Raw genomic sequence first — 11,307 nt, forward strand, 5'->3', positions numbered from 1 at the left:
TGAACGACGAATGGACACGACCTTACGGACTGAACGCGTCAAATGCCTCGGTCATCCGGCCGAAACCTGCCCTGACTTAAGTGAGGAGCTGGCGGGCCAGGGCGGCGTGCTTGGTCTCCAGCTCTCCGCGGGTGATCAGCCCCCGGTCGAACGCCTCGGTCGTCGCGTCACGCTCGGCGACGTAGTACGCGGCCATGATCTCGCTGCGCAGCGGCGTGAACCCGCGCTCCACGCAGTCGGAGAAGACGGACACCTTCCGCTCCAGCACTTCCGCCGCCACGGTGCACGCGAGGTCGTGCTCCCGGAGCTGCTGAACCGCTTCACGAAGCGTGACGGGGCCGAGGGACCCGTTGAAACGGGTATCAAGGGTGATCTTCACTTTCTTTGCGCCTCCAAAGGTTTACAACGTTCGGATGAATGCCGCGTATTCCCAGTTCAGAGCGGGTAAGAGGGCAATCGTGATCGGAGCGCACGTGATCGTCGGATACACGAACGACGCGGGCGGGAGAGACGCTCTCGCCCTCGGTTCGGCGATCACCCGTGTCACGGGCGGCGAGCTCACGATCGCCACGATCTACCCGCCGGGCAGCCCTGGGCTGGCGGTGGAGGCGCAGGCGAACCTGGCGCACGCGGCCGAGGAGCTGGGGCCGGTGCCCGCCGAGTACATCACGTACGAGAGCAGGGGCACCGGGCGCGGCCTGTCGGTGCTGGCGAGCAGGATCAGGGCCGACCTGATCGTGATCGGCTCGGCGTCGGGCGGGCAGCACGGGCGCATCGCGATCGGCACGACCGCCGACCACCTGCTGCACCTGTCGTCCGAGGCGGTCATGCTGGCGCCCGCCGGATACGTGCCGCCCGTCGAGCCGGGCCGCCTCACGCTGGCGTACGTGCACCGCCCGCAGTGCGACGCGGCCGTCGGGCAGGTGGCGCAGGCGGCGCTGCGGCTGGGCGTGCCGCTCCGGCTGATCACCCTCGACCTGCGCACCGAGGACCAGGGCAGGCTCAGGGACGACCTGGCGCTGGCCGTCCGGCTGGCGTGGGAGAAGACCGGGATCGAGGCGGAGTCGGCGGTGGCCGAGGGCCACGACGTGACGGCGGCGCTCGGCGACCTGGAGTGGCTGGCGGGCGAGTTGCTGGTGTGCGCGGCGAGCGAGGACGCGCAGCCGCACCGGGTGTTCCTCGGGGAGCTGGCCATGAAGGTCCTGCGCGCCTCGGCCTGCCCGGTCACCGTGCTGCCGAGGGGCTTCTCCTAGGCTTGCGGGTGTGTTCCTGGCTCGGGCGATCGTGGTGGCGGTGCTGGCCGCGCTGTCCAGCGTGTACGTGCTGGCGGGCGCGCCGGGAGCGGTGCTGGTGTTCGCGGTGCAGTGCCTCTACACGCTCTGGTCCCGGGCGTGGTGGCTGCTGGCCGCGCAGGCCGTGCTCGTCTACCTGGTGACGCTGGGGACGGGCTCGTCGGTGGTCGTGCTGGGCTTCCTGGCGGGGTCGCTGCTGGTGACGCGACTGTGGGCGGTGGCGCCGGCGGTGGTGTTCAGCGCGGTGGTGATCGCGTACGCCCGGGGCGGGGACGTCGGCACGACGCTGGACCTGGCGATCACCACGGTGCTGATGACGTTGATCGTGCCGGGGCTCATCCGGCTGGTCGAACGCGTGGACGAGCTGCACGCCACCCGGCAGGCGCTGGCCGCGGCGGCGGTGGGCGAGGAGCGGCTGCGCATCGCGGCGGAGCTGAGTGACGGGCTGGGGCGCGGGCTGGCGACGATCATGGACGGGGTGCGCCGCGCCCTGAAGAGCGCGGACGCCGAGAGGCTGGGCGAGGTGGTCGCCGTGGCGCGGCAGTCACTGGCGGACGCGCGGGCCGCCGCCGCCGGTTACCGGGCGATGTCGCTGACCCCCGAGCTGACCACGGCCAAGGCCATGCTGACCGCCGCCGGGATGAGCGTGGAGGTGCGCGCCGGGCACGCCGAGCCGCTGGGCCCGGCGGGTACGCTGCTGGCGTCCGTGCTGCGTGAGGCCGTCACGGACGTCGTACGCCGCGCCACGGCCACCCACTGCCGGATAGCGACGGCGGAGCAGTCAGGCACCGTGACCCTGCGCATCACGGACGACGGCCGCCGCACCGCCGAGGACGACGCGCTGAGCGACCTGGCCACCCAGGTCGCGGCGGCCGGCGGCAGGCTGACCGGCGGTCTGTCCGACCAGGGCCGCCACACGGTGGCGGCGACGCTGCCCGCCCCGCAGCGCAAGCCGGAGGAGCGCCCGAGGGCCGACCTGTCGGTGCTGATCCTGGCCGCGGTGCTGGTCGGCTTCAGCCTCAAGGCCCTGCTCCAGATCCCCGCGCACCTGCTGCTGCCCGCGATCGCGCTGCTGGCGGTCATCGTGGTGATGCAGCTCAGGTCCGTGACGGGCCGCCACATGACGGCGTTGAGCGTGATGGCGGTGCTGGCGTTCGCGCCGATCCCGCTGTTCGGCCCGATCTGGCTGGGCACGGGCGGTTTCCTGGCGGGCCCGGTGCTGCTGGCCTTCCGCCCGCGCACGGCCTGGCCGCTGGTCGCCGCGATCCTGGCCGCCACGGCCGCCGTCGCCGCCGCCTTCGGCCTCCCGTTCCCGGCGGCGGCGAACGTCACGGTCAGCAACCTGATCACTGGCCTGGTCATCTACAGCCTGCTGCGCCTGGCCGGGCTGGCGAAGGAGCTCCAGGCGGCCAGGGAGGGCCTGGCCCGCTCGGCCGTCGTGGCGGAACGCCTGCGCGCCGCCCGCGACCTGCACGACCTGCTCGGTCACAGCCTGGCGGCGATCCTGCTCAAGTGCGAGCTGGCCCGCCGCCTGCCGCCGGACCGTGCGCGGGCGGAGCTGGCGGACGTGCTGGAGATGGCCGAACGCGCCGGGCACGACCTGCGCTCGGTCTCGGGCGAACAGCTCGACCTGTCGCTCGCCGCCGAGGCCGAGTCGGCGGCGTCCGTGCTGAGCGCGGCCCGCGTCGAGGTGACGACCGAGCTGGCGCACCCGCCGCTGCCCGCCGAGGTGGAGACCGTGCTCAGCGCCGTCCTGCGCGAGGCCGTCACGAACGTGCTGCGCCACAGCACCGCGCGGCACTGCCTGATCAGCACGTCCGCCGAGGGCGACCGGGTGCGCCTGACCGTGCGCAACGACGGCGCCCGCGCCACGGGGGCCCGGCGCGGCTCGTCCGGGCTGGGCAACCTGACCACCCGCCTGGCGGCCCTGGACGGCCGGCTCACCGCCGCCGGAAACGCCGGGAGCGAAGGCTGGTTCGTGCTCGACGCCACGGCGCCGCTAGATCCAGCCCGCCTCGGTGGCGACGCGGACGGCGTCGGTGCGGTTGCGCGCGTTTAGCTTGGCCACGATGGCCGTCAGGTAGTTCCGCACGGTGCCCGGCGTGAGGTGCAGCCGGGCCGCGATGTCGGGGGCGTCCAGGCCGTCGGCGACCAGCCGCAGCACGTCGGCCTCGCGCGGCGTGAGCGGGTTGTCGGCCAGGTCCCAGGCCGTGACCGCGAGCGACGGGTCCAGCACCCGCTTGCCGGCCGCGACGTCGCGGATCGCGCCCGCCACGTCCTCGGGCGGCGCGGTCTTCAGCATGAACCCGCCCACCTGAGCCGCCAGGGCCCGCTTCAGGTGCGCGGGCTTGGCGTGCCCGGTGAGCATGAGGGTCCGGCAGGACGGCACGCGCGCGTGGATCCTGGCGGCGGCCTCCAGCCCGTCGAGCTCGCCGGGCATGTCGATGTCGAGGACGGCCACGTCGGGCAGCTCCACGGCGGCCGAGGCGACGGCGGCGGCGCCGGACTCCACGGCGGCGACCACCTCGATGTCCGGCTCCAGGCCCAGCAGCGCCGCGAGCGCGCCTCTGATGACCGCCTGGTCTTCGGCCAGGATGATGCGAATCACTCAAGCATTGTCCCCCAGTGTCCGAATCATGAGGACGTCATGGGTGCGGGGTGATGACGTCTCTGGGACGCGTACACGCCGGTCGGCAGGCTTGATGGCATGACAGAGGCAGTGGTGGAAGCAGTGCGGCTGGACGCCGTGAGCAAGGTGTACGGGAAGGGCCAGGGCGCGGTCGCGGCCCTGCGCGAGGTCTCCGTCGGCATCCCGCGCGGCTCGTTCACCGCCGTGATGGGCCCGTCGGGGTCGGGCAAGAGCACGTTCCTGCACTGCGCGGCGGGCCTGGACGTGCCGTCGTCCGGCTCGGTGCGGCTGGGCGGCACCGAGCTGACCGGGATGGGCGAGACGGAGCTGACGGAGCTGCGCAGGCAGCGGGTCGGCTTCGTGTTCCAGGCGTTCAACCTGGTCCAGGCGCTGGACGTGGTCGAGAACGTCACCCTCCCCCTCCGCCTCTCCGGCGCCAGGGCACCGCGGGGCCTGCTGGAGGAGATCCTGCGCAGGGTGGGGCTGGAGGGCCGCGCCGGGCACCGTCCCGCGCAGCTCTCGGGCGGCCAGCAGCAGCGGGTCGCGATCGCCAGGGCGCTGATCACCGGCCCCGAGGTGGTGTTCGGCGACGAGCCGACCGGCGCGCTGGACACGATGACGGCCAGGGACGTGCTGCGGCTGCTGCGCGAGGTGGTGGACGGCATGGGCCAGACCGTGGTGATGGTGACGCACGACCCGCTGGCCGCCTCGTACGCCGACACGGTGCTGTTCCTGGCCGACGGCCGGATCGTGGACTCGATGAGCGGCCCGACCCCCGAGAAGGTGGCCGAGCGGATGACCAGGCTGGGAGCGTGGAAGTGATGATCGGCTTCGCGGTGCGGACGCTGCGGGACCGCAAGGGCGCGTTCGCGGGGGCGTTCGTGGCGCTGCTGTGCGCGGCGGCCCTGGTGTGCGCGTGCCTCATGCTGCTGGAAACGGGGTTGCGTGGCGCGGTCTCCCCCGAGCGGTACGCGGGCGCGCCCGCGATCGTGGCCGCCGACCAGTACGTCCGCGAAACCGTCGACAAGGGCGACGGCGAGACGAAGACGAAGGCCAAGCCGCTGGCCGAGCGGGCCTGGTTGCCGGAGCAGGTGGTCGAGACGCTGCGGCGCACGCCCGGCGTGTCGAAGGTGGTGCCCGAGGTGACGTTCCCGTTCGGCACGTTCACGGGGCACGGCTGGGAGTCGGCCGGGCTGACCCCGTTCACGATCGCGCGGGGCCGCGAGCCGCGCGGCGCGGATGAGATCGTGGTGGACGCCCGCGCCGGGCTGGAGGTGGGCGCGCGGCTGCGCGGGTACCGCGTCGTGGGCGTCACCGCGCAGGCCCTGCCGAGCCAGGACACCGTCTTCTTCAGCACCGCGCAGGCCCGCCGGCTGGCGGGGCACCCCGGCATGGTCAGCGCCGTCGGCGTCCACCCCGCGATCGCGCGGGCGCCGCGGGGCGCCGTGCTGTACACCGGGGACGAGCGCGGCAGGCTGGAGTTCCTGGACGCGGAGGCGGCCAGGGTGAAGCTGATCAGCATGGGCGGCGCGCTGGCCGGGACGTCGCTGATCGTGGCGATCCTGGTCGTGGTGGGCACGTTCGCGCTGTCGATCCAGCAGCGTCAGCGCGAGCTGGCCCTGCTGCGGGCCGTGGCGGCGACGCCGCGGCAGGTGCGCAAGCTGGTCGGCGGCCAGGCGCTCGTGGTGGGTGTGCTGGCCGGGGTGCCGGGGGCGGCGGCTGGCGTCGGGCTGGGCCTGGGGTTGCACGCGGCGTTCGTGGTGCTGGGCGCGACCCCGGCGAACCTGCCGCTGGTCGTCAGCCCGTTCCCGCCGCTGGTCGCGCTGCTGGCCACCGTCGCCGCGGCCTGGGCGGCGGCCCGCGTCTCCGCCCGCCGGCTGGCGCGGATCCGTCCGGTGGAGGCGCTGGGTGAGGCCGCGATCGACGACGGGCGGCTGCCGAGGTGGCGGCTGGTGGCCGGGCCGGTGCTGCTGGCCGGGGGCGTGGCGCTGACGCTGGTGCTGTCGGGGCTGGACACGGAGGCCGCGGCCACGCCGGTGACGATGCTGACGGCGCTGCTGTGGACGGTCGCCGTCACGGTGCTGGGCCCGCTGGTCGCCAGGGTCGCGGTCGCCGTGATCGGCCCGCTGCTGCCGTCGCGGATGGCAGGGGCGAGCGGCTATCTGGCCGCCAGGAGCCTGCGCGCCACGCCCAAGGCGCTGGCTTCCGTGCTGTCGCCGCTGACTCTGATGGTGGCGATGACCTGCACGATCCTGTTCACCCAGACCACGATGGGGGCCGCCGCCCAGGAGCAGGCCGCCGCAGGCATCCGCGCGGACCACGTGCTGCAAGGCGCCTCCGCAGAGGAGATCAGTGAAGTGCCGGGCGTTCAGGCGGTCACGCCGGTGCTGCGCACGTCGGTCCGTTTCGGCCTGGACAAGTATCCGGCGCAGGCCGTCACCTACGACCCGCGCACTCTGGACCTGGGCGTCGTGTCCGGCACGATGGACGGCTTCGGCGCCGGCTCGGTGGCGATCAGCGCCACCGCGGCCGCCCACCTGGATCTGCGGCCGGGCGACCGGGCCAGGCTGACGCTGGGCGACGGCACCCCCGCCACGCTGAAGGTGGCCGCCGTCTACTCGCGCGGCCTGGGCTTCGGTGCCGTGACGCTGCCGTACGAGCTGGTCCGCGGCCACGTGGACGACCCGGCGGGCACCCTGCTGGTCTCCGCCCCGGGAGTCGCCCTGCCGGGCGCGACCGCGGCGACGGCCACGACGGGCTCCGCCGACCCGCAGGTCGCGTTCGTGGCGCTGGGCCTGATCATCGCCTTCACCGCCATCACCGTGGTCAACACCCTGGCCATGGCCACCTCGGGCCGGGCCAGGGAGCTGGCCGTGCTGCGCCTGGCGGGCGCCACCCGCCGCCAGGTCCTGCGCATGCTGCGCATGGAGACGCTGTCCGCCGTGCTGACCTCGGTGGTGGCGGGCACGGCGGTGGCGCTGGTGACGCTGGCGGCGTTCGGGGCGGGGATGACGGGTTCTGCGGTGCCGTACGTGCCGCCGGCGGCGTACCTGCTGGTGATCGCCGCGGCGGCCGTCCTGGCCCTGGTCTCCACCTCTGTCCCCGCCCGGCTGGCCCTCAGGACCCGCCCGGCGGAGGCGGTGTCATCGACCTGAGATGACCTTCTCGTACAGCTCCAGGTACTGGTCCGCCATCACCGACGGCGAGAAGCGGCGGCGGGCCTCCTGGCGGCACTCCTCCGGGTCCAGCTCGTCGACCCGGAGCACCCACTCCGCCAGCTCCTCCTCGGTGTCGGCGAGGAAGCCGGTGCGGCCGTGGTCGATGAGCTCGGGCAGGCAGCCCCGCCGCAGGCCCACCGGCGGGACGCCGAGTGCCATCGCCTCGACGACGGCCGTGCCGCCCGGTTCGTCCCACTGGATGGGGAAGAGGGCGGCGCGGGCCGTGGCGTACAGCTCGTCCCGCTCGTCGCCGCCCACCGCGCCGACCCACCGGACGAGGTCCCCGTCGAGATACCGGGAGACCTGGTCGAGGTGGTAGCGCACGTCCGGGTGGCTGTGCAGCGGGTGGTAGGGGTTCTGGGTGACGTCGTCCAGCTCGGCGGCCGTGTTGCGGCCGCTGACCGGGCCGGCCAGGACCAGCGGGAGGCCGAGTTTCTGGCAGATCCTGGCCGCCACGTGCTGGCCCTTGAGCCCGCAGATGCGGCCCATCACCATCAGGTGCTCGCCCCGCTCCCGGCGCAGGTCGCGGTCGGCGAGCGGGGTGGCCAGGTGGACGGCGCCGAGTGAGGCGGCGCGCAGGGCGTCGGGGGCGCGGGCGATCTGCGACTCCGAGACGCCGTTGACCGCGATCGACGGCGGGAACGCGCCGTAGAAGGCGGGATGCTTGTGCAGGTCCCAGTGCAGGGTGTGCAGGACGGGCGGGCCGCCGAACGCGGAGAACGTCGCCGGGCCGACCACCTCGACGTGGTCGTGCACGAGATCGATGTCGTCGCGCCCGCGCAGCTCGGACACCACGCGGGCCAGGTGGGCGTGGGTGATGCCCATGACCTGGTTGTACGGCTTCTGCAGCTCGGTGAACTGCTCGTCGTCGTAGGCGCTGATCAGCTCGTCCACCTCAAGGGTGCTGGAGCCGACCGAGGCCAGCACGACCTGCACGCCGCGTGAGCGGAGTGCGGGCACGAGCGTGGCCACCACGTTCTCGATCCCGCCGTAGTCGCGGGGCGGGACCGCGAGCCACGGCCCCGCGTTCACCAGGACTTTCATGCCACATCCTCCTCAAGGACGAGGGAGGCGAGTGGCGGTCGCTCCGCCACGCCCACGTCCACCAGGTCCGCCTGCCCTTCGAGCCCGAACTGCAGGAGCGTGTGCGCCGGGGGTTCCGACGCCAGCACGCGGCCCTGCCGTTCGAGGCGGGACCAGGCGGTGAGCATGATCTGCCCGGCCATGCGGCCGAGCGCGGGGATCGACTGGTGTGTGTGCGTGCGGTGTCCCAGGTCCACCTGGGCCATCGCGTCCAGCCCGACGAGCTGGAGCAGGTCTACGAGGAGGCCGAACTCGACGCCGTACTCGGTGACGAAGGGGACCTGTTCGAGCACCTCGCGCCGGGCGGCGTACTCGCCGCCGAGCGGCTGGGCGAAGCCGGACAGCTCCGGCCAGAACATATTGAGCAGCGGCCTGGCCACCAGCTCGGTCACACGCCCGCCGCCGCCCTGCTGGGCGACGCCGTCCGAGCCGATGTAGGGCCGTTCGTAGGTGGCCTTGACGAAATGGATGTCAGCGTCGACCAGCAGCGGGCCGATGAGGCCCGACACGTAGTGCGGGCCGAAGCTGCGCAGGTCGGCGTCGATGTAGACGACGATGTCCCCCTTGCAGGCGGCAAGCCCTTTCCACAGGGCCTCCCCCTTGCCTGTGAGCGGGGGCAGGTGCGGCAGCACCTCACGCTGTGCCACCACCCGGGCGCCCGCGTCGCGGGCCCGCTGGGCCGTGGCGTCGGTCGAGTTGGAGTCGACGACGAGGATCTCGTCGACGAGCGGTGTGCGTTCGACCAGGTCGCGGCGGATGGCGGCGACGATGCCGCCCACCGTGCGTTCCTCGTCACGTGCGGGAAGGACCACGCTTACCGTGGTGTCTCCCTTGGCCATCATTAAGGCATCCGCGGGCCATTCCGCCGCGGTGCTCGAGTGCGGGCCGTACCACTCCTGGACCCTGGCCAAGGCTCGCATATCAGTCTCCATGCATCAGCCCCGATCTCATGAGGTCACGGCTTCTGCCCGGTCTATGGGGACTTGAACATGTTTGTTTGATTCCGCCTAGACGTGGCATATGCCGGGTTGTGTCCCCTATGACCCGTGTCGGCATCGTAGGTGCCGGAAATGTCGCCGCTCGTCATGCTGACGTCCTGTCCGGGTTCCCCGATGTCACGATCGCTGGGATCGCCGACACAGACCTCAACAGGGCCGAGGCCCTGGCCTCGAAGCATGGCTCCCCCGCCTATGGCGGCCATGCCGACCTGCTCAGTGCCGGCGGTCTTGACGCTGTCTACGTCTGCGTGCCTCCTTTCGCGCACGGTAACCCGGAGCTTGATGTTCTGTCGTGCAATCTCCCGATTTTCGTAGAAAAACCCCTTTCGCTAGATCTCAAAACCGCAGAATCCATCGCGACCGAAATCGAGCGGAGATCTCTCCCTTCGGCGGTCGGCCACCACTGGCGCTATCTCGACATCCTTCAACAGGCCCGTGACCTGCTCTCCGGCCGCCCCGTACGGCTGGCGCTCGGCCACTGGCTGGACAAGGTGCCCCCCGTGGGCTGGTGGCTGGATCCCACCATGTCCGGCGGCCAGATCGTGGAGCAGGCCGTCCACGTGCTGGACCTGGCACGGCTGCTCGTCGGCGAGGTCACCATGGTGCACGCCGTGCCTGCAGAGAACGCCGTGGACGGCGAGGTGGACCGGGCCACGGCCGCGGTGCTGCGCTTCGACGGCGGGGCCGCCGGCCTGCTGGCCACCTCCTGCCTGCTCACCCACAAGCACCGGGTGGGGCTGGAGGTGTGCGCCGACGGCATCGCGCTGGAGCTCAGCGAGACCCGCCTGCTCGTGGACGGCGAGCGGGTGATCGAGGACGACGGCCAGGCCAAGGTGCGGGTGGACCGCGAGTTCATCAACGCCGTGCAAGGAAGGCCGGCGGACGTCCGCGTACCGTACGAGGAGGCGCTGCGCACCCACCGCCTGGCGCTGGCACTCGCGCGCTCCGCCATCGAACAGAGGCCGGTGATGCTCGATGATGACCAGTAACGTTCTCAGCATCGACGAGCCGGGCGAGGTCTGCCTGGCCGAGGAGAAGCTGCCCGACGTGCCCGAGGGCGGCTTCCTGGTGGAGACCGTCTACAGCGGGGTCTCGGCCGGCACCGAGCTGACCTTCGTCAAGGGCACCAACCCCTACCTGTCCGCGACGTGGGACCCGGCGCTCGGGCTGTTCATGGAGGGCGCGCCGTCGGTGTCGTACCCGGTGCGCGGCATCGGGTACATGCAGGTCGGCAGGGTGGTCGAGACGCGGACGCGGGCCGTGCGCGAGGGCGCGCTGGTCGCCATGTGTTACGGGCACCGCACGGCGTACGTGGCCGACCCGATGACGGACCGGTTCGTCGAGCTGCCGCCCGACCTCGACCCCATCCTCGGCATCTACGTCGCCCACATGGGCCCGATCTGCGCCAACGGCCTCCTGCACGCGGCGCACGACCTGCACGGCCCGGCCGCCCGCGACCTGGGCGACGGCGTGCGCGGCAGGCGGATCGTGGTGGTGGGCGCGGGCGTGGTGGGCCTGCTGACGGCCCTGTTCGCCATCTCCGGCGGCGCGGCCGAGGTCGTGGTCGTGGACGAGACCCCGGCCAGACTGGAGATCGCCGCGGCGCTCGGCGCGAACGTGCTGGCCGCCGACGACGACCCGGCCGTGACGCTCAAGCGCCGCTGGCGGCACGGCCAGAACGACCGCGGTGCGGACGCGGTCTTCCAGTGCCGCGGCCGGCCCAGGGCGCTGGCGCTCGGCCTGCGGCTGCTGCGCCCCCAGGGCACGCTGGTGGACCTGGCCTTCTACACCGACGGCGCCGACGAGGTGCGGCTGGGCGAGGAGTTCCACCACAACGGGCTGTCGCTGCGCTGCGCCCAGATCGGCCGGGTGCCGCGCGGGCTGGCCCACGCCTGGGACAGGGAGCGGCTGTCCGCCGAGACCATCGCCCTGCTCAGGCAGCACGGAGGCGCGCTACGCGAGCACGTGATCACTGATGTCGTCGGCTTTTCTGACGCGCCCCGATTCCTGACCGGCCTCGCGACGCGACGGCTTCAGACCGTTCAGGGTGTGCTCCGCGACGATGTCCAGGATGAGCGCCGCTGACC

General features: G+C 72.7%; 10 protein-coding genes. 6 read left to right on the forward strand and 4 right to left on the reverse strand.

Features of this window, described 5'->3' with window-relative positions; translation table 11 throughout:
- Positions 1-76 precede the first annotated feature (76 nt).
- On the reverse strand, positions 77-379 hold the full coding sequence (locus FXF51_RS52930; protein WP_148442448.1) for a hypothetical protein: 303 nt from the start codon (positions 377-379) through the stop codon (positions 77-79).
- A gap of 79 nt (positions 380-458) precedes the next feature.
- Here FXF51_RS52930 and FXF51_RS52935 point away from each other — a divergent pair, with 79 nt between their 5' ends.
- Both FXF51_RS52935 and FXF51_RS52940 read left to right on the forward strand, forming a co-directional pair.
- A complete protein-coding gene (locus FXF51_RS52935) occupies positions 459-1,253 on the forward strand; it encodes a universal stress protein (protein ID WP_262380466.1) in 795 nt (264 codons plus the stop codon).
- A 10-nt stretch (positions 1,254-1,263) separates the two neighbouring features.
- Entirely contained in the window at positions 1,264-3,351 is a 2,088-nt protein-coding gene (locus FXF51_RS52940; RefSeq protein WP_222871871.1) for a sensor histidine kinase, read from the forward strand.
- Here the strand turns inward: FXF51_RS52940 and FXF51_RS52945 are convergent.
- The gene (locus FXF51_RS52945; RefSeq protein ID WP_148442449.1) at positions 3,292-3,900 is read right to left on the reverse strand and encodes a DNA-binding response regulator; all 609 of its coding nucleotides are present in this window, start codon (positions 3,898-3,900) and stop codon (positions 3,292-3,294) included. The genes FXF51_RS52940 and FXF51_RS52945 overlap by 60 nt on opposite strands.
- Before the next feature lie 99 nt (positions 3,901-3,999).
- Here FXF51_RS52945 and FXF51_RS52950 point away from each other — a divergent pair, with 99 nt between their 5' ends.
- Positions 4,000-4,743, forward strand: coding sequence for an ABC transporter ATP-binding protein (locus tag FXF51_RS52950; RefSeq protein WP_148442450.1), 744 nt, complete (start codon positions 4,000-4,002; stop codon positions 4,741-4,743).
- Positions 4,743-7,076, forward strand: a complete 2,334-nt coding sequence (locus FXF51_RS52955; RefSeq protein WP_148442491.1) for an ABC transporter permease — start codon at positions 4,743-4,745, stop codon at positions 7,074-7,076. The genes FXF51_RS52950 and FXF51_RS52955 overlap by 1 nt, the downstream gene beginning before the upstream one ends.
- Here the strand turns inward: FXF51_RS52955 and FXF51_RS52960 are convergent.
- Together FXF51_RS52960 and FXF51_RS52965 are read right to left on the reverse strand one after the other, a co-directional pair.
- A complete protein-coding gene (locus tag FXF51_RS52960; RefSeq protein ID WP_148442451.1) occupies positions 7,065-8,183 on the reverse strand; it encodes a glycosyltransferase in 1,119 nt (372 codons plus the stop codon). The genes FXF51_RS52955 and FXF51_RS52960 overlap by 12 nt on opposite strands.
- Positions 8,180-9,142 (reverse strand): glucosyl-3-phosphoglycerate synthase, encoded by a 963-nt coding sequence (locus FXF51_RS52965; protein WP_148442452.1) that lies wholly within the window; start codon positions 9,140-9,142, stop codon positions 8,180-8,182. The genes FXF51_RS52960 and FXF51_RS52965 overlap by 4 nt, the downstream gene beginning before the upstream one ends.
- 119 nt (positions 9,143-9,261) lie before the next feature.
- Between FXF51_RS52965 and FXF51_RS52970 the strand changes: the two genes are divergently transcribed.
- Together FXF51_RS52970 and FXF51_RS52975 are read left to right on the forward strand one after the other, a co-directional pair.
- A complete protein-coding gene (locus FXF51_RS52970; protein WP_148442453.1) occupies positions 9,262-10,209 on the forward strand; it encodes a Gfo/Idh/MocA family protein in 948 nt (315 codons plus the stop codon).
- The gene (locus FXF51_RS52975) at positions 10,196-11,305 is read left to right on the forward strand and encodes a zinc-binding dehydrogenase (protein WP_262380467.1); all 1,110 of its coding nucleotides are present in this window, start codon (positions 10,196-10,198) and stop codon (positions 11,303-11,305) included. Before FXF51_RS52970 ends, FXF51_RS52975 begins: the two co-directional genes overlap by 14 nt.
- Positions 11,306-11,307 lie beyond the last annotated feature (2 nt).

Source organism: Nonomuraea sp. PA05, from assembly GCF_008086045.1.
GTDB lineage: Bacteria > Actinomycetota > Actinomycetes > Streptosporangiales > Streptosporangiaceae > Nonomuraea > Nonomuraea monospora.

Bases quoted from the DNA above. Each gene is read 5' to 3' on its own strand.
- FXF51_RS52950 (WP_148442450.1), top strand. From the start codon at position 4,000: ATGACAGAGGCAGTGGTGGAAGCAGTGCGGCTGGACGCCGTGAGCAAG.
- FXF51_RS52955 (WP_148442491.1), top strand. From the start codon at position 4,743: ATGATCGGCTTCGCGGTGCGGACGCTGCGGGACCGCAAGGGCGCGTTC.
- FXF51_RS52960 (WP_148442451.1), bottom strand. From the start codon at position 8,183: ATGAAAGTCCTGGTGAACGCGGGGCCGTGGCTCGCGGTCCCGCCCCGC.
- FXF51_RS52965 (WP_148442452.1), bottom strand. From the start codon at position 9,142: ATGCGAGCCTTGGCCAGGGTCCAGGAGTGGTACGGCCCGCACTCGAGC.
- FXF51_RS52970 (WP_148442453.1), top strand. From the start codon at position 9,262: ATGACCCGTGTCGGCATCGTAGGTGCCGGAAATGTCGCCGCTCGTCAT.
- FXF51_RS52975 (WP_262380467.1), top strand. From the start codon at position 10,196: ATGATGACCAGTAACGTTCTCAGCATCGACGAGCCGGGCGAGGTCTGC.